The organism is Actinomadura chokoriensis (genome assembly GCF_039529475.1).
Taxonomy (GTDB): Bacteria; Actinomycetota; Actinomycetes; order Streptosporangiales; family Streptosporangiaceae; genus Spirillospora; species Spirillospora bangladeshensis.
This window is the reverse complement of the sequence record NZ_BAAAMW010000003.1, coordinates 146,000-167,733: the sequence shown is the minus strand read 5'-3', so window position 1 is coordinate 167,733 and position 21,734 is coordinate 146,000. Positions and strand designations below refer to the sequence as shown.

24 protein-coding genes and 1 pseudogene are annotated in these 21,734 nt (G+C 70.9%); 12 read left to right on the top strand and 13 right to left on the bottom strand.

Annotated features, from left to right (window positions below; genetic code table 11):
• Positions 1 to 53 precede the first annotated feature (53 nt).
• Positions 54 to 668, top strand: coding sequence for a TetR/AcrR family transcriptional regulator (locus ABFX46_RS08755; RefSeq protein ID WP_346040845.1), 615 nt, complete (start codon positions 54 to 56; stop codon positions 666 to 668).
• Positions 669 to 865: 197 nt separating this feature from the next.
• A complete protein-coding gene (locus tag ABFX46_RS08750; protein WP_346040844.1) occupies positions 866 to 1,675 on the top strand; it encodes a transporter substrate-binding domain-containing protein in 810 nt (269 codons plus the stop codon).
• Here the strand turns inward: ABFX46_RS08750 and ABFX46_RS08745 are convergent, their stop codons facing one another.
• Both ABFX46_RS08745 and ABFX46_RS08740 read right to left on the bottom strand, forming a co-directional pair.
• Positions 1,676 to 2,368 carry a hypothetical protein gene (locus ABFX46_RS08745; protein WP_346040843.1) on the bottom strand — a complete coding sequence of 231 codons (693 nt, stop codon included), beginning with the start codon at positions 2,366 to 2,368 and terminating at the stop codon, positions 1,676 to 1,678. It lies immediately after the preceding gene.
• Positions 2,365 to 3,018, bottom strand: a complete 654-nt coding sequence (locus ABFX46_RS08740) for an RNA polymerase sigma factor (RefSeq protein ID WP_346040842.1) — start codon at positions 3,016 to 3,018, stop codon at positions 2,365 to 2,367. Before ABFX46_RS08740 ends, ABFX46_RS08745 begins: the two co-directional genes overlap by 4 nt.
• 117 nt (positions 3,019 to 3,135) lie before the next feature.
• Here ABFX46_RS08740 and ABFX46_RS08735 point away from each other — a divergent pair, with 117 nt between their 5' ends.
• The 4 genes and pseudogenes from ABFX46_RS08735 (at position 3,136) to ABFX46_RS08720 (ending at position 6,645) form a co-directional block, all read left to right on the top strand.
• On the top strand, positions 3,136 to 3,669 hold the full coding sequence (locus ABFX46_RS08735; RefSeq protein ID WP_346040841.1) for an RAD23 family protein: 534 nt from the start codon (positions 3,136 to 3,138) through the stop codon (positions 3,667 to 3,669).
• Positions 3,639 to 4,151: pseudogene (locus ABFX46_RS08730) on the top strand (polysaccharide deacetylase family protein); the annotation flags it as partial. The gene ABFX46_RS08735 and the pseudogene ABFX46_RS08730, both read left to right, overlap by 31 nt.
• Positions 4,152 to 4,836: 685 nt before the next feature.
• Positions 4,837 to 5,832, top strand: coding sequence for a glycosyltransferase family 2 protein (locus ABFX46_RS08725; protein ID WP_428831227.1), 996 nt, complete (start codon positions 4,837 to 4,839; stop codon positions 5,830 to 5,832).
• A gap of 204 nt (positions 5,833 to 6,036) precedes the next feature.
• A complete protein-coding gene (locus tag ABFX46_RS08720; protein ID WP_346040840.1) occupies positions 6,037 to 6,645 on the top strand; it encodes a TenA family protein in 609 nt (202 codons plus the stop codon).
• Here the strand turns inward: ABFX46_RS08720 and ABFX46_RS08715 are convergent.
• The gene (locus ABFX46_RS08715) at positions 6,642 to 7,727 is read right to left on the bottom strand and encodes an alkene reductase (protein WP_346041414.1); all 1,086 of its coding nucleotides are present in this window, start codon (positions 7,725 to 7,727) and stop codon (positions 6,642 to 6,644) included. The two genes, ABFX46_RS08720 and ABFX46_RS08715, sit on opposite strands and share 4 nt — an antisense overlap.
• Before the next feature lie 5 nt (positions 7,728 to 7,732).
• Positions 7,733 to 8,131 carry a RidA family protein gene (locus tag ABFX46_RS08710; RefSeq protein ID WP_346040839.1) on the bottom strand — a complete coding sequence of 133 codons (399 nt, stop codon included), beginning with the start codon at positions 8,129 to 8,131 and terminating at the stop codon, positions 7,733 to 7,735.
• Positions 8,132 to 8,227: 96 nt separating this feature from the next.
• Between ABFX46_RS08710 and ABFX46_RS08705 the strand changes: the two genes are divergently transcribed.
• Positions 8,228 to 8,665 (top strand): MarR family winged helix-turn-helix transcriptional regulator, encoded by a 438-nt coding sequence (locus ABFX46_RS08705; RefSeq protein ID WP_346040838.1) that lies wholly within the window; start codon positions 8,228 to 8,230, stop codon positions 8,663 to 8,665.
• Positions 8,666 to 8,822: 157 nt separating this feature from the next.
• Here ABFX46_RS08705 and ABFX46_RS08700 read toward each other — a convergent pair whose 3' ends face one another.
• The 3 genes from ABFX46_RS08700 to ABFX46_RS08690 are packed head-to-tail and all read right to left on the bottom strand — an operon-like array spanning position 8,823 to position 12,334.
• On the bottom strand, positions 8,823 to 11,096 hold the full coding sequence (locus ABFX46_RS08700; RefSeq protein ID WP_346040837.1) for a heavy metal translocating P-type ATPase: 2,274 nt from the start codon (positions 11,094 to 11,096) through the stop codon (positions 8,823 to 8,825).
• Between the two features lie 31 nt (positions 11,097 to 11,127).
• On the bottom strand, positions 11,128 to 12,072 hold the full coding sequence (locus tag ABFX46_RS08695; protein WP_346040836.1) for a hypothetical protein: 945 nt from the start codon (positions 12,070 to 12,072) through the stop codon (positions 11,128 to 11,130).
• A 55-nt stretch (positions 12,073 to 12,127) separates the two neighbouring features.
• Positions 12,128 to 12,334, bottom strand: coding sequence for a heavy-metal-associated domain-containing protein (locus ABFX46_RS08690; RefSeq protein ID WP_346040835.1), 207 nt, complete (start codon positions 12,332 to 12,334; stop codon positions 12,128 to 12,130).
• Between the two features lie 192 nt (positions 12,335 to 12,526).
• Here ABFX46_RS08690 and ABFX46_RS08685 point away from each other — a divergent pair, with 192 nt between their 5' ends.
• A complete protein-coding gene (locus ABFX46_RS08685) occupies positions 12,527 to 13,390 on the top strand; it encodes an Fpg/Nei family DNA glycosylase (RefSeq protein ID WP_346040834.1) in 864 nt (287 codons plus the stop codon).
• Between the two features lie 82 nt (positions 13,391 to 13,472).
• Positions 13,473 to 14,309: an LURP-one-related/scramblase family protein gene (locus ABFX46_RS08680; protein WP_346040833.1), complete on the top strand. Its 837-nt coding sequence runs from the start codon at positions 13,473 to 13,475 to the stop codon at positions 14,307 to 14,309.
• Positions 14,310 to 14,672: 363 nt separating this feature from the next.
• On the opposite strand, the gene ABFX46_RS08675 is transcribed toward ABFX46_RS08680, so the two are convergent.
• Together ABFX46_RS08675 and ABFX46_RS08670 are read right to left on the bottom strand one after the other, a co-directional pair.
• Complete coding sequence (locus tag ABFX46_RS08675) at positions 14,673 to 14,942, bottom strand: hypothetical protein (RefSeq protein ID WP_346040832.1); 270 nt, start codon at positions 14,940 to 14,942, stop codon at positions 14,673 to 14,675.
• A complete protein-coding gene (locus ABFX46_RS08670) occupies positions 14,939 to 15,205 on the bottom strand; it encodes a hypothetical protein (RefSeq protein WP_346040831.1) in 267 nt (88 codons plus the stop codon). The genes ABFX46_RS08675 and ABFX46_RS08670 overlap by 4 nt, the downstream gene beginning before the upstream one ends.
• Positions 15,206 to 15,532: 327 nt before the next feature.
• Here ABFX46_RS08670 and ABFX46_RS08665 point away from each other — a divergent pair, with 327 nt between their 5' ends.
• Together ABFX46_RS08665 and ABFX46_RS08660 are read left to right on the top strand one after the other, a co-directional pair.
• Entirely contained in the window at positions 15,533 to 16,381 is an 849-nt protein-coding gene (locus ABFX46_RS08665) for a helix-turn-helix domain-containing protein (RefSeq protein WP_346040830.1), read from the top strand.
• On the top strand, positions 16,374 to 16,574 hold the full coding sequence (locus ABFX46_RS08660; protein ID WP_346040829.1) for a DUF397 domain-containing protein: 201 nt from the start codon (positions 16,374 to 16,376) through the stop codon (positions 16,572 to 16,574). The genes ABFX46_RS08665 and ABFX46_RS08660 overlap by 8 nt, the downstream gene beginning before the upstream one ends.
• Before the next feature lie 101 nt (positions 16,575 to 16,675).
• On the opposite strand, the gene ABFX46_RS08655 is transcribed toward ABFX46_RS08660, so the two are convergent.
• The 3 genes from ABFX46_RS08655 to ABFX46_RS08645 form a co-directional block, all read right to left on the bottom strand.
• Entirely contained in the window at positions 16,676 to 17,542 is an 867-nt protein-coding gene (locus ABFX46_RS08655) for a hypothetical protein (protein WP_346040828.1), read from the bottom strand.
• Between the two features lie 91 nt (positions 17,543 to 17,633).
• Positions 17,634 to 18,761, bottom strand: coding sequence for a helix-turn-helix domain-containing protein (locus ABFX46_RS08650; protein ID WP_346040827.1), 1,128 nt, complete (start codon positions 18,759 to 18,761; stop codon positions 17,634 to 17,636).
• 201 nt (positions 18,762 to 18,962) lie between these two features.
• Positions 18,963 to 20,261: an FAD-binding oxidoreductase gene (locus ABFX46_RS08645; RefSeq protein ID WP_346040826.1), complete on the bottom strand. Its 1,299-nt coding sequence runs from the start codon at positions 20,259 to 20,261 to the stop codon at positions 18,963 to 18,965.
• Positions 20,262 to 20,535: 274 nt separating this feature from the next.
• On the opposite strand from ABFX46_RS08645, the gene ABFX46_RS08640 reads away from it, so the two are divergent.
• A complete protein-coding gene (locus tag ABFX46_RS08640; RefSeq protein WP_346040825.1) occupies positions 20,536 to 21,243 on the top strand; it encodes a response regulator in 708 nt (235 codons plus the stop codon).
• Between the two features lie 25 nt (positions 21,244 to 21,268).
• Here the strand turns inward: ABFX46_RS08640 and ABFX46_RS08635 are convergent, their stop codons facing one another.
• Positions 21,269 to 21,730, bottom strand: coding sequence for an SSI family serine proteinase inhibitor (locus ABFX46_RS08635; RefSeq protein ID WP_346040824.1), 462 nt, complete (start codon positions 21,728 to 21,730; stop codon positions 21,269 to 21,271).
• Positions 21,731 to 21,734 lie beyond the last annotated feature (4 nt).

Genomic DNA, 21,734 nt, shown 5'->3' with positions numbered 1-21,734 from the left:
TGCCCAGCAGTGTGCAAGAACCTTCTTGCATCCGCAAGAACTATCTTGCATCCGTGGCATCCCCCACGCGCGAGCGCATTCTGGACGCCGCCCTGGAGCTCATCCAGCAGCAGGGCTTCGGCGGCACGACCGTCACCGACATCGAGGAACTCGCCGGGCTCTCCCCCGGCAGCGGCAGCTTCTACCGGCATTTCCGCTCGAAGGAGGAGGTCTTCCGGGAGGTCTTCGAGCGGGAGCTGGCGCGGGCGCAGCGGCGGCGCGAGGAGTTCGAGCGCGGGCCGGTCGCCGACCCCCGCGAAGCGCTGACGCGCCGGCTCGTCCAGCAACTGGAGTACCTCACGCAGGTCAGGCCGCTGATGAACCTGCTGGCCCGGGAGCACGGCCGGTTCCCCGACCTCACCCGCCGGGTCCGCAGCCTCCTCGTCGACCAGGGCATCGCCGAGGAGGCCGAGCACCTCACCCGCGACCTGCCGGCCGGCCCGGGACGCGATGACCCGCACGCCCTGCTCGCCGTGGTCGTGTCCGCGCTGACCGGCTACGAACTGTCCCGAGGCTTTTTCGGCCGCCCGCCGGCCGACATCGACCCCGACCGCTTCGCCGCCGCCCTCGCCGCCCTCATCACCGCCCGCACCGACCCGCGGACGTCCACCGAACCACCGCGTCGTTGACCTGCGGCGTGTTGTTGTTTTCGACGCGCTCATAACAACAACACGCCGCAGGTCAACGCACTCGGCCGGCCGCCGGCGGCATGACGGGGGCAGGCCGGATGCGGTCAGGGGGGTGGAGGGCTTGATCGTCGGCTGCGACGTTGGTGCCGGGTGCGTCCTGCTCGCTGGGACCAGGGCCGGGGATCGGGGGATGCGGGATGCGGCGACGGGTCGCGGCCGGGCTGGTGGTGGCGTGCGCCGCGATGAGCGGGTGCGCCGGCGGCGGCGACGGGACGTCCATCCTGGCCGAGGACACGCTGGTCGCGGGCGTCCGGCCGGACCTGCCGGGCATCGGCTTCAAGCGCGCCGACGGGACGTTCGAGGGCCTCGACGTGGACGTGTCCCGCTACCTGGCCGACCGGATGGGGAAGAAGGTCCGGTTCGCCCCGGCGCTGGCGCGCGACCGCGAACGCCTGCTCCGCGACGGCGACGTCGACATGGTCCTGACGTTCTGGCTGGAACCCGAGTGGAAGCAGCGGCTCGCGTTCGCCGGTCCGTACATGCTGTCGTACCAGGACATCCTCGTCCGGGACGGCGAGAAGCGCGTCCGCGGGGTGCGCGACCTCGCCGGGCGCCGGATCTGCGCCGTCACCGGGTCGGGCGCGGCGGAGGCGGTGACCGTGGAGCGGCAGGTGCCCGCCGTGCCGGTCGCGGCCCGCTCCTACGGCGACTGCATGACCATGCTCCGGGACGGCCGGATCGACGCGATCACCACGAACGACACCATCCTGGCCGGGCTGAAGACCCGGCAGGGCGACGGGTTCCGGCTGCTGAACTCCCGGTTCGGCGAGCGCCGCACCGGCATCGCGATCCGCAGCGGCGACCCCGGCGGCTGCGAGGCGATCAACCGCGCCATCACCCGGATGTACCAGGACGGGACGATGGCGAAGCTCATGCGCAAATGGTTCGGCGCGTCCGGCCTCGACCTGTCGGACGTGGAGGTCCCCCAGTTCGAAGGCTGCCTCTGACTACGGCACCGGGGCGGGGGCCGGCTGCCGGGTGAGGCCGTTCTCGGCGCCGCGCCCCGCGTTCTCGCCGGCCGGTGAGCCCTGCTTCGTCGTGCCGCCGGGGCCGCGGGTCGGCGTCTTGCGGGGGTTGGCGGTCGGGGGAGTGCCGTTGTTGCTGCCGGGCCCGCGCGGCGGCGCGACCGTGCTGTGCGGGTTCGGGCTGTTCTTCTGCTGCCCCGGAGCGGTGGTCTTCCCGTTCTGCTGCTGCTCCTCCGCCGAGGAGGCGGACGAGGACGGCGAGGGCCTCGGCGGCGTGTGCAGCGGCGACGGCGAGTACTGCGTCGCCGGGGTGTTGTCGTGGCCGTCCCCGCCCTGCCGGTGGTGGCCGGGGGACGGCGCGGGCGCCGGGTCCTGGCCGGGGAAGTGCCCGGTCGCGTACGCGACGCCGCCGGTCAGCAGGATCGTCCCGCCGATCAGTGCGATGACCTTGGCGGTCATGAACCGGCGCAGCACGGCCAGCCGGGACGTGCGCGCGGGGGCGGGGGCCGCCAGGAACGCGGCGACGGCGGCGTCCTCGCCGGTGAGTTCCTCCGGGCGGCCCGGCGCGGCGGCGGCCGACAGCAGGGAGTGCAGGGACGCGTGCCCGCCCTCACCGCCGAGCAGCTGCTCGGCGGTGCGCTGGTCGAGCCGTCCGGCCTCGGTGTGGTCGCTCATGACACCCCCTCAGCGCCGGTACCGCCGCTTTTGTCACCCTTGACGAGCGGCCGGGCCCCGCCCGGATCCGCCGCCCGGGCGGCGCCCGCCCCGCTCGCGCCCTCGGCCGCGCCCTCGGGCAGCCGTTCGGCGAGGCGGCGCAGGCCACGGTACGCGGCGGTGCGGACGGCGCCGGCGCGCTTGCCGAGCACCTTCCCGGCCGACTTGGCGTCCAGCCCCACGACGACGCGCAGCAGCACCGCCTCGGCCTGGTCGCGGGGCAGCTCGGAGATCAGCCGCAGCGCCCCCTCGGTGGCGATGCCGTCCAGGGCGTCCAGCTCGGTGTCACCGGCGGCGGGCAGCGCGACCAGCTCCTCGGCGGGCAGGTCGGAGCCGGGACGGCGGGACTTGCGGCGCAGGTGGTCCAGGGCGCGGTGCCGGGTGATCGTGGCGGTCCAGCCGCGGAAGCCGTCGAGGTCGCCGCGGAACGAGCGCAGGTCGCGGGCGATCTGCAGCCACGCCTCCGAGGTCACGTCCTCGGCGTCCGCGCCGACGAGCGCGCCCGCGAACCGGATCAGCCGGGGCTGGACATCGCGGTAGAGCACGCGGAAGGACTCCTCGTCGCCGTCCTGCGCCGCCCGCAGCGCACGACCGAGTTCGTCCTCGTCCATCGCGCCATTGTGCAGAAATTCTCCCCGTGGTGTGACACGTACTCGTGGGTTGGCGCTGAACGATTGACGCCCGTGTCGCCGGGGGCGTCGCCTCCCCGCACCGAATACTGGACGAACATGATCGGCAACTCCCCGTATGACCGGGACGAACTTCTCGTCACCGGCATCCCGCCGGCCGCGGAGCCGCTGGTGAGGCCGCCGGTGGAGTCCCCGCCGGATCCGGCCACCGATACGAGACCGTTGACGGAGGCGGCTCCGGTCTTCGTCGACGCGTCGGGGTGGCGCGCCCGGCTCGGCCGGCGGCTGGGCCTGCTCGCCGGCGCGCTCCTCGTCGTGTTCCTGGGCGCGCTGGGCCTCGGCATGACGACGGGGACGACCGTCCCGCTGACGCCGTGGAGCGAGCCGTCCGCCCGTCCGCACGTGAAGGTGACCCCGCCCCGGGGCACGCCGTCCAGGACGGCTGAGCCGCCGTCCGCCGCCAGGCCCGGCTCCTCCGGACCCGCCGGGACGCCCGCTCCGTCGACGGCGCCCAGGTCGTCCTCCGCGCCCTCCGCGGGGAGGCCCTCGCCGACGGCCGTGACCTCGACCCATCCGGGCAAGTCCCAGGCGGAACCGCCCGCATGGGGTCGCGGCAACAAGAAGCCCCGCTGACCGTGCGACGGAGTGAGCCGCGGGGCCACTGGGTTCTGCTCATGCTCGGCGGGCTGGCGCTGACCGTGCTCCTCCTGCTCGACGGCTTCGCGCACGGCGCCGTCGGCGAGGCGCCCAGGGACGTCCCCGAGCATCCGGTCCCGGCACCGGCCCAGGTCCGCTCCGGCGGGCCCGTGCTCAACCTCGCGGACGGCACCCCGCGCAGCCGCCGCATGCCGCCGAAGACGATCGCGCTGACGTTCGACGACGGCCCCGACCCCGAGTGGACGCCGCGGATCCTGGACGTCCTGCGCCGCCGCGGCGCCCACGCCACGTTCTTCACCATCGGCGCGCACGTGGCCGAGAACCCCGCGCTGACCCGCCGCATCCTCGACGAGGGCAACGAGATCGGGTCGCACACGTACACGCACGTCGACCTGGCCACCGCGCCCGCCTGGCGGGGACGCCTGGAGATGGACCTCACGCAGCGGGCACTGGCGGGCGCGGCGGGCGTCCACGCCCGGCTGATGCGGATGCCGTACTCGTCCCGTCCGGACGGCCTCACCGAGCCGGAGTGGCGCGCGGCGAAGCGGGCGGGCGGGGACGGGTACATCGTCGTCCTCACCGACCGCGACACCGAGGACTGGGCCCGTCCCGGCACCGACGCGATCGTCCGGACGGCGCTGGAGGCGGAGCGGCGCGGCGAGGGCGCGGTCGTGATGCTGCACGACTCCGGCGGCGACCGGGCCGAGACCGTCGCGGCCGTCGAGCAGATCATCGACCGGCTCCAGCCGCGCGGGTACCGGTTCACCACGCTCACGCAGGCGCTCGGCATGCCCGCCGCGGAGGTCCCGGTGCCGGCCCGCGAGAAGGCCGTCGGCTGGACGCTCGTCGCCGCCCAGCGCGCCGCGTCCGCCCTCACCGGGACGATGGGCGCCCTGTTCGCCGCCGCCGGGATCCTGTACGTGCTGCGGCTGATGCTGCTGCTGGTGTTCGCGCACGTCCACATGCGCCGCGTCCGCCGGCCGGGTCCGCCCGTGATGCCGGAGATGACGAGAGTCGGGGAGCTGCCGCCGGATCCGTTCCCGCCCGTGTCGGTGATCGTCCCCGCCTACAACGAGGGCGGGCATCGCGGCGACGATCGGGTCGCTCCTCGACACCGACTATCCGGGCACGGTCGAGGTCATCGTGGTGGACGACGGCTCCACCGACAGCACGTCCGCGATCGTCGACGGCATCGGCCTACCGGGCGTCCACCTGATCCGGAAGCCGAACGGCGGCAAGCCCAGCGCGCTCAACGCCGGCCTGTTCGTGGCCCGGTCCGAGATCCTCGTGCTCGTGGACGGCGACACCGTCTTCCAGCGCGACACCATCCGGCACCTCGTCGCCCCGTTCACGGACCCGTCGATCGGCGCGGTCAGCGGCAACACCAAGGTCGCCAACCGGGGCGGCATCCTCGGCCGCTGGCAGCACATCGAGTACGTCATCGGGTTCAACCTCGACCGGCGGATGTTCGACGTCCTCCAGTGCATGCCGACCGTGCCCGGCGCGATCGGCGCGTTCCGGAGGTCGGTCCTGGCCGAAGTGGGGTGCGTGCCAGGCGACACCCTGGCCGAGGACACCGACCTCACCATGGCGATCTGCCGCACCGGGGCGCGCGTCGTCTACGAGGAGAAGGCCATCGCCTGGACGGAGACGCCGTCGTCCCTGAGGCAGTTGTGGAGGCAGCGCTACCGCTGGTGCTACGGGACGATGCAGGCGATGTGGAAGCACCGCCGCTCCATCATCGAGACCGGCGGCTCAGGACGCTTCGGACGCCGCTGCCTGCCCTACCTGATGGTCTTCCAGGTGCTCCTCCCGCTGTTCGCACCGGCCGTGGACCTCTTCGCCCTGTTCGGCCTGCTCTTCCTGGACCCGGCCGTGCCCGTCCTCACCTGGACGGCGTTCGTCGCCGCGCAGGCCGCCGCCGGTGCCTACGCCCTGTGGCTGGACGGGGAGCCCATCCGTCCGCTGTGGGCACTGCCGCTGCAGCAGTTCGTCTACCGGCAGCTCATGTACCTGGTGGTCGTCCAGTCGGTGGTCACGGCGCTGCTGGGGTCACGCCTGGGATGGCACACGATCCGGCGCACCGGGACCTTCTCGGGGCCCCGGGAACAATCCCGGGGGCCCGTCGGTTACACATGACAGCCGGTGTGCCTGGTGTCCCCGGGCCTCACCTTTTGCCTTTACGGAATACCGTCCGGCTGGAGCCGTATTGTGCCTTTCGCCGAGAGGCGACCCGCACACCGGCCGCACGACCAGGACCCCGCCGGGTCGCACGATCCGGCGGGGTCTGGTCATATGCGGGTGATGTCCAGGTCAGGCCGGGTCTGGGGCAGACTGGCCGCCATGAGTCTCGCCGCACATCTGGAAGAACTCGGCCGTCCCCTGGTGGAGGAGCAGCTCAAGCACCCCACCGTGGCGGGCATCGCCCAAGGGAACCTTGACGAGGCCGTATTCCGCTCCTGGCTCGAACAGGACTACCTCTACCTGCACGACTACGTGCGCGTCTTCTCCCGCCTCGCGTGGCAGGCCCCCGACGGCCACCTGGGCGACCTCGTGGACCTCGCCTACTCGACGTTCCACGACGAGATGGAGCTGCACCGCTCCCTCTCCGCCGAGTTCAACGCCGACCTGGACGGCGCCGAGAAGGGGCCCGCCTGCGTCGCCTACACCTCGTTCCTGCTGGAGAGCGCCGCCGTCTACGACGAGGGCCTCGCCGCCCTGTACCCCTGCATGTGGGGCTACTCCACGCTCGGGCAACGTCTCGCCGAGAACCCGCCGTCGGAACCGCGCTACCGCCGCTGGGTCGACACCTACGCCGACCCCGGCTTCGCCGACCTGACCCGCCGCATCGCCCAGATGATCGACGAGTCCGGCGCCGACACGGAAACGGCCGAGCGCTTCTTCCTGGAGGGCATGCACCACGAACTCGCCTTCTGGAACGTCCCGCTCTAGACACCGGCGGCGGCGAGGGCCGGGTAGTCGACGTAGCCCTCGCCGCCTCCGCCGTAGATCAGTTCGGGGATGTGCGGGTTGAGCGGCGCGTCCGCGGCGAAGCGGGCCGGCAGGTCGGGGTTGGAGATGAACAGCCGCCCGAAGGAGAACAGGTCGGCCAGCCCGACCGCGACGACCTGCTCCCCGGCCCGCCGCGTCGTCGGCTCAGGCCCGTTGAAGTTCCCGATCAGAGTCCCCGACCAGCGCGGGCGCAGGTCGGCGAGCGCCCCGTAGGCGCCCCGCTCGATGACGTGGAGGTAGGCGAGGCCGAGGGGATCAAGGGCGTCGACGAGCGCGCGGTAGGTGCCCTGCGGGTCCTCCTCGGCGATCTCGTTCTCCGGGTTGTGCGGGGAGATGCGCAGCCCGACCCGTGCGGGGCCGACCTCGGCGGCGACGGCCTCCACGACGTCCAGCGCGAACCGCAGCCGCCCGGCGCGGGAGCCGCCGAACCGGTCGGTGCGCCGGTTGGTGTTCTCGGCGAGGAACTGCTGGATGAGGTAGCCGTTCGCGCCGTGCACCTCCACGCCGTCGAACCCGGCCCGGATCGCGTTGCGGGCCGCCGCGGCGAAACCGGCGACGGCCGCCTCCGCCTCGGCGGTCGTCATGGCGCGCGGCGTCACGTGCTCGACGTCGCCTTCGCGCGTGTAGATGGGCTCGTCCTCGATCCGGACGGCCGAGGGGGCGAGGGGTGTCGCGCCGCCCGGCAGGATGAGCGGGTGCGTCATCCGTCCCACGTGCCAGAGCTGGGCGAAGATCGTCCCGCCGGCGGCGTGGACGGCTCCGGTGACCTCGCGCCACCCGGCGACCTGCGCGTCCGTGACCAGGCCCGGGACGCCGGGGCCGCCCTTGCCGAGGACGTCCGGCCAGAGCCCCTCGGTGACGATCAGACCGGCCGTCGCGCGCTGCGCGTAGTAGGTGCCGGTCAGCGGATGCGGGACGCCGGTCGCGTCGTCGGCGCGGCCGCGCGTCATCGGCGCCATGACGATCCGGTTGGGCAGCGTCAGGTGGCGGCCCTCGTAGGGGGTCAGCAGCGTGCCGGTCATCGCGGTCACCTCGCGACGGTGGTGGTGTCGACCGCGGTGGCCTCGACCTCGATGCGCCAGTCGGGCTGGGCGAGCGAGGACACCTCAAGGAGCGTGTCGGCCGGGTAGGGCTCGCTGAGGAACTCCTCGCGGAGCCGGATGACGTCGTCGAGGTCGGCCGCCATGTCCCGGACGAAGATGCCGATCTTCACGACGTCGGCCAGGTCGGCGCCCGCCGCCGCCAGCACGCGCTGGACGTTCCGGAACGCCTGGCGCCCCTGGTCGAGGAAGCCGCCGGGCACCGTCCGCCCGTGCTCGTCGATGCCGGCCTGCCCGGACACGTGGATGAACCCGCCGGCCCGGACGGCCTGGGAGATCCGGTACGGCTCGTACCAGTCGGGGGTGGTGGCGATGCGCTCGATCATGCACTGCTCCTAATTGCATGTACATGCATGAGTTGTATGTACATGCAGATATTGGCAGTGCATGTACGCTGGTGTCAACCAGGAAGCGGGTAAGGCATGAGCGTGGACGAGAAGGCGCCGGTCACGGCTGACGGTCTGCTCTGGGACGGCGTCGTGACCCTGCACGGGCGCGTCGAGGCCCGGCTCGCCAAGGCGCTGCAGAGCCGCCACGGCATCGGCCTCTCGGAGTACCGGGCGCTGTGCCGCCTGTCCCGCGCGGCCGACGGCGAGCTGCGCATGCAGGAGCTGGCCGACCTCATCGGCCTCAACCAGAGCTCCGTCAGCCGCCTGGCCGCCCGGCTGGAGGCCGCCGGGCTCACCCGCCGCGACATGTGCCCCAAGGACCGCCGCGGCGTCTACACCGTCATCACCGACGAGGGGCGTGCCGTCCAGCGGAACGCCGCCCCCACCTACGCCGAGACCCTCACCGCGGCCCTCGACGACGCCGCCGGCGACCCGGCCCTCGCACCGCTGCTGGCCGTCCTGCGCCCCTGACGCGATCGCCCTCGGAGGATGCCGCGCGCCCGCGCTCCGCGTCGGGCCGCTGCGGCACCTCGGCGCGGTCGTTTCCCGTGAAACAGGCGTGGCGAGATGGTGCCCGCATGCGTGAGCGCGCGGCCCCCGGGTGGGAACCGCGCGCTCACGGGCGGGGTCAGGAGGTCGCCTCGACGGTGGTGTCCGAGGCGGCCGTCAGCGGCTTGAACCGGCGCAGCCGGAGGCTGTTGCTGACCACGAAGACCGAGGAGAACGCCATCGCGCCGCCGGCGATCATCGGGGTGAGCAGGCCGGTCGCCGCGAGCGGCAGGGCCGCCACGTTGTAGGCGAACGCCCAGAACAGGTTGCCCTTGATCGTGCCCAGCGTCCGGCGGGAGAGGCGGATCGCGTCCGCCGCCGCCCGCAGGTCGCCCCGGACCAGGGTCAGGTCGGACGCCTCGATCGCCACGTCCGTCCCGGTGCCCATCGCGAGGCCCAGGTCGGCCTGGGCGAGCGCGGCGGCGTCGTTGACGCCGTCGCCGACCATCGCCACGGTCCGGCCCTCGGACTGCAGGCGCTTGACGACGTCCACCTTGTCCTGCGGCAGGACGTCGGCGATGACCTCCTCGATGCCGACCGTGTCGGCGACCGTGCGGGCCACCGTCGCGTTGTCCCCGGTGAGCAGGACCGGATGCAGGCCCAGGGCCTTGAGCTGGTCGATCGCTTCGCGGGAGGTCGGCTTGACCTGGTCCGCGACGGTGATCACCGCGCGGGCCGCGCCGTCCCAGCCGACCGCGACGGCCGTGTGGCCGAGCGACTGCGCCTTCTCCATGGCGCGCTCCAGGTCGGGCGTGAGGTGCTGCGACCACTCGGCGAGCAGCTGCGGACGTCCCGCGAGGACGCCGTGGCCGTCCACCATTCCCTGGACGCCGAGGCCCTCGATGTTCGCGAAGTCCTCGACCGTGCCCAGCTCGCCGCCCCGCTCGACCGCGCCCTTGGCGATCGCCTGCGCGATGGGGTGCTCGGACGCGTTCTCCAGCGCCCCGGCCAGCCGCAGGACCTCGGCCTCGGTGACGCCGTCGGCGGTGATGACGTCGACCAGGGCCATGCGGCCGGTGGTGACGGTGCCCGTCTTGTCCAGGACGACCGTGTCGATCGCGCGGGTCGACTCCAGCACCTCGGGGCCCTTGATCAGGATGCCGAGCTGCGCGCCGCGTCCCGTCCCGACCATGAGGGCGGTCGGGGTGGCCAGGCCGAGGGCGCACGGGCAGGCGATGATCAGCACGGCGACCGCGGCGGTGAACGCGCCGGCGAGGGGCTCGCCGGTGCCGATCCAGAACCCGAGCGTGCCGACCGCGAGCGCGATCACGATCGGGACGAAGATCCCGGAGATGCGGTCGGCGAGCCGCTGCACCTGCGCCTTGCCGGTCTGCGCCTCCTCCACCAGCCGCGCCATCTGGGCGAGCTGGGTGTCGGAGCCGACGCGGGTCGCCCGCACCAGCAGGCGCCCGCCCGCGTTCACGGTCGCGCCGACCACGGCGTCGCCCGGCCCGACCTCGACCGGGACCGACTCGCCCGTCAGCATGGACGCGTCCACGGCGGACGAGCCCTCCTCGACCGTCCCGTCCGTGGCGATCTTCTCGCCGGGGCGGACGATGAACACGTCGCCTGCCGCGAGCTGGTCGACCGGGATGCGCTCCTCGCGCCCGTCCCGGACGACCGAGACCTCCTTGGCGCCCAGTTCGAGCAGGGCGCGCAGGGCGGCCCCGGCGCGGCGCTTGGACCGCTTCTCGAAGTAGCGTCCGGCCAGGATGAACATGGTCACGCCGGCCGCGGCCTCGAGGTAGATGTTCATCGACCCGTCCGAGCGGGTCATCGAGAACTCGAAGCCGTGCTTGATGCCGAGCTCGCCCGCGGTGCCGAAGAACAGCGCCCACAGCGACCAGCCGAACGCGGCGATCGTGCCGAGCGAGACCAGGGTGTCCATGGTCGCCGCGCCGTGCCGCAGGTTGATCGCCGCGGCCCGGTGGAACGGCCAGCCCGCGTAGACGACGACCGGCGCGGCCAGCGTCAGCGACAGCCACTGCCAGCCCTCGAACTGGATCGCCGGGATCATCGCCATCGCGATGACCGGGACCGACAGCACGATCGAGGTGACCAGCCGCTGGCGCAGCGGCCGCAGTCCGTCGTCCGGCTCGGCCTCCGCCGCCGCGTCCGAGGTGGGCGCGGCGGGCAGCTCGGCGCTGTAGCCGGCCTGCTCGACCGTGGCGACCAGCTCCTCCGGGGACACGCCCGGCGAGAACTCGACGCTGGCCTTCTCGGTGGCGTAGTTGACCGTCGCGGTCACGCCGTCCATCTTGTTGAGCTTCCGCTCGATGCGGTTGGCGCACGACGCGCACGTCATCCCGCCGATCGCCAGCTCGATACGCCCGGACTCGGTGTCCGTGCTCATCGCTCCTCCTCTGCCTCGATCGTGCGGGTGCTCAGTGCGTGTGGGGCTGGTCGTCGTGCGCCGGCTCGTCCGCGGGCACCCCGGCGTCGCCGGCGTGCACGGTGAACTCGGCCGTCCGGACCTTGCCGTCGTGCTTGAAGTCCAGGTACAGACGGTATGCGCCGGTGCTGGGCGCTTCGGCGAAGAACGTGATGCCGGGGCCCGGCTCCGTCTTGCCGTCGCCCGGCTCCCCGTCCGGGTGGACGTGGAGGTAGGCGAGATCGCCCTGGCGCAGCGCGACCAGGTGCCCGTACGCCTCCAGGTACGGCTGCAGGTCGGTGACCGGCTTGCCGTCCTTGCTCACCGTTAGGGTGAGTTCGGTGGACTTGCCGGGAGTGAGGCCGCCGGTGAGCCTGACCTCGTACCCGTCCACCTTCGCGACCTGCTCGGGCTTCGGCAGCGGGGTGCGCCGCAGGTCGCCCGGAGCGAAGACGTCGATGCCCAGGGTCAGCTGGCGCGCCGCGCCCACCGGCTGGACGTCGGTGAAGAACCGGTACACGCCGGGCTTCGGCAGCTCGATCGGCACGGTCCAGACGCCGCCCCCGATCTCCGTCGGGTGCAGGTGCTGGAAGCCGGACAGGTCGCGCTGCGCGACGATCAGGTGCAGGCGCTTGCCGTGCAGCGGCGTGAAGCCGGTGACGGGCTTGCCGTCCGGGCCGTTGATGGTGAACCGGAAGTCGGTCTTCTCGCCGGGGGTCACGGTCGTGGTGCGCGGGGTCAGCGTGTAGCCGTCCTCGGACACCTGGAGCCCGCCCGGGGCGTGCGACGCGGCTCCGCCGCCGCCGTGCCCGCCGCCGTGGCCCTCGGCGCCGCCCTCATGGGAGGCCATCTCCGCGGTGCCGCCGACGGGGCCGGCCGCCTTGCCGATCCCGGCCGCGCCGCCGAAGACGACGGCGAGGCCCAGGACGTACGCGCTCACCTTGGTCGCGCTGTTCATGCCGATTCACTCCACTCGATGCGCGTCAGGGTGCGCCCCCGCAGGGGCGCCCCGGTCATGACTGCAGCTGGTATCCGGCCTCTTCGACGGCGCCCTTGACCTGCGCGTCGTCGAGGGGGGCCTCGCTGGTGACGGTGACGTTGCCGGTCTTGAGGTCGACGTCCACGGCGGTCACGCCGGGGATCTGCTCGACCTCCTCGGTGACCGAGCTGACGCAGTGGCCGCAGGTCATCCCGGTGACGGTGTAGGTGGCGGTGCTCATCGGCGTCTCCTTCTCGTTAGTACCCCTGGGGGGTATCTTCCGCTCCTCATGCTGCCATAACGCTACGACCCTGACAACCCGTACCCCCTAGGGGTTATTTCGAGATCCCGGTCACAGGGATTCCCCAGGGTTGTCCACAGGCGTCCACAGCCCTGTGGACAACCACCCCGCCGGTTCGCCGATACTGAGGGCATGCCTGAGCTACCTGAGGTGGAGGCGCTGGCGGGGTTCCTGCGGGAGCGCGTGGTGGGTCACGTCATCGCCCGCGTCGATGTTCTCGCCATCTCCGCGCTGAAGACGTACGACCCGCCGGTGACGGCGCTCGGCGGGCTGACCGTCACCGGCGCGTCCCGGCACGGCAAGTTCCTCGACCTGGACGTCGATGGGCTGCACCTCGTGATCCACCTGGCCCGCGCCGGCTGGCTGCGCTGGCGGGACGAGATCCCGGTGAAGCCCGCCCGGCCCGGCGGCAAGAACCCGCTCGCCCTGCGCGTCCACCTGGACGACGGCTCGGGATTCGACCTCACCGAGGCCGGGACGAAGAAGGGCCTGGCCGTCTACGTCGTCCGCGACCCGTCGGACGTCCCGGGCGTGGCCTCCCTCGGCCCCGACCCGCTCGGCGACGCCTTCACGCCCGGCGCGCTCGCCGCGATCCTCAACGGCAAGCGCACCCAGATCAAGGGGCTGCTCCGCGACCAGAAGGTGATCGCCGGCATCGGGAACGCCTACTCCGACGAGGTGCTGCACGCGGCGAAGACGTCCCCCTTCAAGATCGCCGCAACGCTCACCGACGACGACGTCTCCGTCCTGCACGAGGCGATCGTCACCACGCTCCGGGACGCCGTCGAACGCTCGCGCGGACTCGAAGCCCAGGACCTGAAGGGCGAGAAGAAGACCGGCCTCCGCGTCCACGGCAAGGCCGGCCAGAAATGCCCGGTCTGCGGTGACACGATCAGAGAGGTCTCCTTCGCCGATTCGGCGCTCCAGTACTGCCCGACCTGCCAGACCGGCGGCAAGCCGCTCGCCGACCGCCGCATGTCCCGCCTCCTGAAGTGAACCGGCCCGCCTGAATCCGGTGGGAAGGCGGCGTATCGTGTCGCGAGCAACCCCCCGCTGATCACCTCGGTCAGGAGCCGCCATGGGATACCCCCCACCCCCACCCGCCGGACCGGGCTACGGTCCGCCGCACCCGGGCTACGGCGCTCCCCGACCGGCCCCCGCCCCGCCCTACCCCCCGCAGCCCGGCTACGGCTACCCGCCGCAGCAGCCCGCGTACCCGCCCCAGCAGCCCGGTTACGCCCAGCCCGGTTACGCCCAGCCCCAGCAGCCCGGCTACCCGTCGCAGCAGCCGCAGGCCCCGCGGCAGCAGGGGTTCCCCGACCTGTACGGTGCGCCGATCCTCGTCTACGACCAGCCGGCGCAGTTCTTCTCGACCGAGGCGAACTACACGATCTGGAGCCCGCAGGGGCAGCCCGCGGCCTACGTCCGGGAGGAGGGCGTGAGCGGGGCCAAGAAGGCGTTCCGCGTCCTCAACCAGGCGAGCCAGACCAAGGCCGAGCGGAAGCTGACGATCTACCGCCCCGACGGGATGCCGTACTTCCTCTTCTACAAGCCGTACGGCTTCATGGGCACGCCCCAGATGCAGGTGCTCACCCCGCAGGGCGGCCTCATCGGCCACCTGCGCAAGCGCGCGCTGCGCGGCTGGGAGATCCTGACCGCCCAGGAGCAGCAGATCGGCTACTACGAGCTGCTGAGCGGCCGGGTCACCGACTGGCAGCAGCAGGAGCTGGCCCGCATGCAGCGAGGCTTCGACGGCTACGGCGAGTTCCTGTCGCAGATGTTCACCGGCGCCGACCGCTACGTCCTCCAAATGCACGTCCAGCCACCCGAACCGATGCGCACCCTGATCCTGGCGTGCCCCCTGGCCTTCGACACAGCCGTCTCCCAAAACCGCAGCCTCGGCGGCTGGATCTAACGCCCCAGGTGGCGGCACCGCGCCCCGCGATGCCGCCACCGCACTATCGGAATGTTCGCCCGAGTCTGCGGAGTCTCCCCAGCGCATGCCGTCGGGTTGGATCAACGGACACGGCGGGGAACGCAACCGATCGGGCCTTGATCTCGACGACCGTGCCGGCGAGGTCATGGCATGGCCGCAACGGATCTCCGCCGGACGAGATGAACCAGGGCACGCCACCCGTCCCCGCCTTGACGCTCACGCAGACGTCGACCCCGGACGCGAGAACGAGCAGTACCGGCGGGACGTCGTCATACCGCGCCCGCGTAGACCAGCCCGCCGCGGCGAGTACCTGGCCCAAGGCGCCGAGGTGATCGGCCGCGTTCACATGTCCCGCCACGTCACCGCGCCGGTCGTCTCGTCCCGCCACGCCTCGCCGACGTGACCGAGCTCGACGTACTTCGCGAACCCGGCCGGCGACAGCCCGACACGTCGCACCACCCCGCGCGCACCGCCCTCCACCTCGCGGAGCGCGTCGTGGACGTCCCTGATCGCCTTGACCCGGTCGTCAGTAACGCCACCCCGCCCACCACCACCAGACCGGACGTCCCACGCGTACAGCTCCATAGGACGGCCCAGGTAGGAACCCGTCACCGGACATACCCGCCGAGGCCGCGCCGGTTTGGCGCACCCATGGGCGACGGGACGCTCGCCCGCCTCGCCTGCGGCACGACCACCCGCTTTGCCGGACGGACGCAGACCGTCCCACGGATCATGTCCGCGAGCTCACGCGGGCTCCCCGCCTCCAGAAGCCGATCGCCCAGCATCGCCCACCAGCGCCCGGTGGAGCCGCCGAACCATGCGATCACTCCAGGGAACAGGCGCTCCAAGTCCCGCTTGACCTGGTCGGTGTCCATGGGGAGCGCGTCGGCCGATGTATCGGCGGGTTGCCGGGCAGGCTGCGCCCCCGGGTTCGGAGCTATCCTCATCCGTACCTCCCTTTCGAGGGTGAGGCCGCGCGGCCGGGCCAGGGCTCCAATCCAGGACCCGGCCGCGCGACGACTTCGGACGCACGAGCGAACACACCCGCCGTCCACTCCCACACCGTGACCGTTGAATCACCGTCTGTGGTCTTGCGTAATAATGACTATGTACAGTCCATGATCACAATGGTCTACGGAAATTATGTTGGAGACTCCTCAAACACCCTGCAATTTGCAAGGACGGAGGGCAGACTGCGGTCCATGGTCCAGCCACACAGCCCGACCGTCCGCGGCCGACGCCTGGCCAGAGAACTGCGCGAACTACGCGAACAGGCCGGATTGCGCCCAGAGGATGTCGCCCGCCGCCTCGGCTGGAGCCGTCAGAAGGTCATGCGCATCGAGCGCGCCCTCACCAAGGCCAGCGGCCATGACCTCAACGCGGTCATGGACCTTTACGGCATCACCAGCCCCCGACGTGACGCTCTGCTCCAGTTGGCCAAGGACGCCTGGAAGCGTGGCTGGTGGACGGCCTATCGCGACATCTTCGCCGGCACCTACCTGTCCCTGGAGGACGAGGCGTCCCAAATCCGCGACTGGCAGCCGCAGGTCGTACCAGGCCCTCTGCAGACTCCCGACTACGCACGTGAAGTCGTTATGGCCTTCACTGATGACGCCTCGGACATCGAACGCCGTGTTGCGGCTCGGATGACCAGACGATCGATCCTGAGCCGTCCCAACACCCCGGAGATTCAGGTCGTCCTTGACGAATCCATCCTGTATCGCAGGGTCGGTGGGGCCGAGACGATGCGTGCCCAGTTCAACTCTCTGCTGGCAGACGCCGACCGCCCCCGCCTGACGCTGCAAGTGCTCCCGTTCGACCGCGGCCGCCATCCCGGCCTCAACGGAGCCTTCGTCATACTGACCTTCGAGGCCGGGCTGGACCCTGACATCGCGTACCTGGAGACGCCGGGCGGGGACATCTATCTGGAATCCGCCGACGATGTGGCACGTCGTAGAGTGACCTTTGACAAACTGTCCCAATTGGCGATGTCCCCGGACGAATCACGGGCGCGTATCCAGCGCGCAGCAAGGGAGATCACAGATGACTGAGACGCCCAGCCGGGCATGGCGCCGCTCCTCCCACAGCACCAGCGGCGAACACTGCGTCGAAGTCGCTGCTCTCTCGGCGAACATCGGCGTACGAGACTCCAAGGACCCGGACGGGCCGAGTCTCGCTTTTGCCCCCGCCACGTGGCGCAGGTTTACACAGCAGGTGAAGGCGGACCGCCTTGATCGAGCGTGACGGCACCTAGGTCGAGGTCACGAGCGGCATCGTCGGAGACTTGGTTGACCTGGACGGATCGGCCACCATCGAGGGCGTTGGCTGTGGCACGGGCCGGACCCTCAGAGGTTGGCCAGCTCCGTTGTCAAGCGGTTGATGTAGGCGGGTGCCGCGAGGCGGATCGTTTCCTCAGGAACGTCACCGGTGTGTGCTTCGACAGCCAGGCTGACGCCAGGTGTGTCGGCCCCGCCGAAGAGTTGGCGGAGTAGTTCGAATCCTTCCGATGCGATGGGGCTTACGCGAGGGTCTTGGACGAGGGCGGTGAGGGTCTTGGCTACTTCACGGATAGGTACGGTGGCCATGATCCGGTAGACATCGCCTGCGTCCTTGTTGGTGAGGCGGTCCGGGTGGGTGTGGGCCTTGGCGTGACGGTCGGCGATCTTGTACGCCTTGGCGATCAGGAGGGCTGCGGGGCCGGCGACGTTGGCAGTCACGCTGCGCTCATCTGCTGGGTCGAGACTCGGGATCACCATTGGGGAGCGGTCGACGGCGCACGCCTCCAGACCGGTGACCCAGCGTGCGGTCATTTTCCCGTGCGGCGGGATCTTGGCGCTCCTGCTTCCGGTCTTGGTGAGAATCTTGCCGACCAGGATGTCCAGCTCAATTGGGACGTCCTGGTCGTCAACCTGCTCGGTGCGTTCCCACAGGCCCGGCTGATTGTCCTGTTTGAGGGTGAATCCCGCAGTCCGCAGCGCTTCGTCGACAAGCGGTTGATCATCCAGCGCGGCAGGGTCGAGGCTCAGATCGGCATCGGAGGTGAAGGGGGCGGCTTGCATAGAGGCGCCGGGCGTACGCAAGTAGACGGCTTGGGCTCCGACAACGGTGAGCGCCTCCAGGTGCGGGTGGAGGGCGGTGAGGCCGTCGAGTAGAACCCGCCGGGAAGCGATGACCAGCTGGTTCCGGTCGAGGCCCTCAGGGGCCTTGGCCATGTCGAACTCCTCCGCTTCTCTGACCGGCCACATGCCTTACTGTGGCCGGCTGATTGCTTTCGGCGTTCGATCTTAGGACCAGAGGACCTGATCAGGATGGCAGTCGGTCCAACTGCCACAGAGAGATATTTTTCTCCATGTAGCCCAGGACGGCTTGTCCCTCTGCGGGCATTCGACCGGGGCCGGAGAGACAATCCACGGCAAGCTGGCTCAAAGCGACCCTGCGGATGCCGTTGTGGTCTGCGGTCCGCTCGAAAACCACCGGATCGTGAGCCCGCAGGAGAAGCACATCGCCCCCCTTGTCGACCCGCAACAGCCGTAGTTCGTCTCCGATCTCGTCGGGCAGGCGTGGGCTACCGGCGGGGTGGTAGAACATCAACTGTCCACCCACAGCCAAGGGCGCCACCGTGCGTGCGGCGTATGACCCAGTTAGGACGATCTGCCGCCTGGATTCCTCGGGGAGTGCGCGCAGGGCCTTGAACACTGCTTCGACGCCGTTCGGGGCGATCATCCTCGTGTAAGGGTTATGCCGCAGAAGGCGGTAGTGATCGGCACGGACGCGCAGGAGTTGCGGCCAGTCCACGGAGGTGATGACTCGGCCATCACGGCGGATCAGTAGTTGGTCCTCCAAGGTGTCGAGAAGCCGGGAGACGTAGGGCAGGCTGAGCTCGGCTGCCTCGGCGAGTTCTGTAGCGCGGTATGGCGGCGTGACGTCGGCGAGGAGCCGTACAAGACGGCCGGCTTTGAGTCCGGCCAGAGTTGCCTTGCTGCTTTTGGCGGTCCTTGACCGGGGAGAGCGGCTTGCGCCCTGGGTGTAGATGGTGATGGCCGGCCGGGAGACACGCAGGGATGCGTTGCGGGTGAGATCGATATATCCGATGCCGTACTCGCGTAGGAGTTCCTGAACGCGCGGCGAGATCCAGGGGGCGACCACCACAAGGTTCGTGTAGTGGTTCACCTGTTGCAGCAAGCTCCACTTGGGCAGCAACTGCTCCTCCACCAGGCGGGCGGAGACGCTCATCTTCAAGTCGATCATCAACTGCGTCAAGACGCTGTCGCCATCCGCCTTCACCTCGACTAGAGCGTCCAAGGGGTTGCCCCCCTTCGCCTCTCGCGTGGGGGGCTGGACGGTGACCTGCCAGCCGGAGCCGAGGAGGTCACGCAAGACTGTCAGCCCCCGCTCGAGGAGCGTGTCCGGAGTCAAGTCGTCGAAGCCCACCCTGCCATCTTGGCATGCGGGTCCTGGCCGCGCTCAGGCAAACTTGCCTGGATGGCCAACTTTTCTCCTTGAGGAAAGTTGGCCATCCAGGCAAGTTTGCTTCGACTGCTACTTGCCTGAGCCGGGCAACTCGAGATTCTGAGCAAGTTGCGGACGGTGTCGGCGCCCTTGGGGATGGGGCTCTTGCGGTCACGGCTGACGTCACTGGTTGAGGACGGGGTGGTTGGCGCGGCAGGTGTTGTGCGGGTCGCGGGAGCGTTTTAGGGCGCGTAGGCGGGTGAGGGTTGGTTCGGGGAACGCGTTGGCGGCGGATTCGTCCCGGGTCAGCAGCGTGTAGGGCTTGCGGCCGGTGATGACGGCGGCGAATCGCTCGGCGAGGTGGCGTTGGCGGGTGCGGGTGGCGTGTGCGAGGTTCGGGTCAGGGCCGACGCCGGTCATCTGGAGGAGGTACGGCTCGGCCAGCGGTCCGCTTGCGCCGGAGGCGGGTTCGGCCAGCGCACCGCCCAGATGCCGGAGCTGGATGGAGATCAGCGGGTCGATCGGCTCGGTGACCAGGCCCTCGTCCAGGCGCGTCAGCAGTTCGGCGCGGATCAACCCGGCGGTCGGGGCGGTCGACTCGCCGGCGATGTCGCCCAGGTCGGCCACCGCCACGAGCCCGCGGTTGTCGCTGATCACGCCGTCGATCCCGTCGAGCCTCCGCACGAGTTCGGCGCCTTCGCCCGGGTCGCCCAGGTAGGTCATGTCCAGTGCGACCATGGGCGGGGCTCCGGGGAAGGCGAACCGGCTGAACCAGACGGCCAGTTCGGGCGGCGCGCCTTTGGTGATCTCTCGGAAGAGCTCGAACACCTCGCCGCCGTGCGCGTCCGGCCAGATCACCCTCCCGCCGTACACGCGGGGCGCCGAATACAGATCGAACTCCAGCGACGTCACCAGGGCGAAGTCGCCTCCGCCGCCCCTCAGCCCCCAGAACAGCTCGGGGTCGGACGTCTCGGTCACCCGGCGCTGGTCTCCGTCGGCGTCGACGATGTCGAAGGCGCGCACGCTGTCGGCGGCCCAGCCGTACTTGCGTCCGAACCAGGACAAACCCCCGCCCAGCGTGTAACCGGCCACGTTGACCACCGGTGAGCTGCCCGCCAGCCCGATCAAGCCATGGGGCCCGGCCTCCGACAGGACCCGCCCCCAGTTCACTCCCGCGCCCACCCGAGCCACCCGTTCGGACGCGCGCACCCGCACGCCGTCAAGACGACCGGTGCGCAGCAGGATCGCACCCTCCACGTCACCCGAGGCGTCATGGCCGCTGGCCTGCGCGGTCACCGTGGACCCCGATCGCCGCGCGTACCGGACGAGCGCGGCCACGTCCTCGGCGTCCGCGGCCTCCACCACGGCCGCCACCGGCTGGTCGACCGCCAGATTCCAGGCCTTGCGCGCCGCATCGAACCCGTCATCATCCGGCCGCCAGACCCGCCCCTTGACCACACTTCGCAGGTCGTCCCCCGCCATACCGGCCCCCTTCCCGGACGACATGAACGGACACTTCCTGCGGCTGCCATGCACGTCTTGCCCTCGGGCACGGGCGACGGCTACGGCGAGTTCCTGTCGCAGATGTTCACCGGCGCCGCAGCCTCGGCGGCTGGCTGTGAGCGCGCCGAGTAGGCGGTGGCTACTACGGCGGCAGTACTTCTCGAATACTGCGTAGAGAGGGTTACGCGGCCGCCCTGCGTCGTTACGGTCGGGGCGTGACGAGGCCGGGCCGCTGCGTGGAAGAGAAGACGGCGTGATCCGCGTGGCGCTGGCGGACGACCAGGTCCTGGTGCGGGCGGGCTTCCGGGCGCTCCTTGAGGACGAGGACGGCATGGAGGTCGTCGCCGAGTGCGGGGACGGCGAGAAGGCCGTGCGCCAGGCCGTGGAGTTCCGCCCCGACGTGATCCTCATGGACGTCCAGATGCCGGTCCTCGACGGGATCGAGGCCACCCGCCGCATCACCGGCGATCCGCGGCTGCGGGACGTCCGGGTGATGATCCTGACGTCCTACGAGTTCGACGACTACGTCTACGGGGCGATCGAGGCCGGTGCCAGCGGTTTCCTGGTGAAGGACACCGAACCGCTGGAGCTGATCATGGGCGTCCGGGCCGTCGCCCGCGGGGACGCGCTGCTGGCGCCCAGGGTGACCCGGCGGCTGTTCAGCGAGTTCGCGTCCCGGATCGCGCCTCCGCCGGCCGCCGCGGAACTGGGGGCGCTCACCGCCCGCGAGCACCAGATCCTGGCGCTGGTGGCCCAGGGGCTGTCCAACGAGGAGATCGCCGGACGGCTGGTGGTGTCGCCGGCCACCGTCAAGACCCATGTGAGCCGCATCCTGGCCAAACTCGGGGTCCGCGACCGCGCGCAGCTCGTCGTCCTGACCTACGAGACGGGGCTGGTCCGCCCGGGGTGGCTGCGCGGCGGCGTCAGGCCCCGGCGGGCGCCGGGGCCTGAACTCGGGTGACCGAACCGGAACGGGGAGGGCTCGGTCAGCGGACCTTTGGGACGTTGCCGAAGACGGGCGCCACTTCGGTCCAGCGGTGGAGCTGGCAGCCGTCCTGGCGGGTGAACGTGGTGTCGATGGCCTTGTCGTGCCAGGTGCCCTTGACCGTGGCGATCTCAGGGCCGCCGTAGATCTTGGTGCACATCTGGTCCTTCGGGACGGGTTTGAAGGGGTCTTCGGCCTTGGTCAGGGACGCGCATGCGTCGGCGGCCTTCGGGTGGGTACCGCCAGGGGGATCGCAGGTCAGCGTCCAGGTCTTGGCGGGGGCCTCCGCGGAGGCCCTGACGGAGATGGTCAGTGAGTCGGCGGGCGTGCCGGAGGGCTGAACGGACGTCGTGCCGGACGGCGCTTCGGCGGGGTTTCCGTTGGCCTGTTCGTCGCCGCAGGCGGCCAGGGTCAGGAGCATGGCCAGCCCGGGCGCGGCGAACAGGAGCGTCCGATACCGCATACGT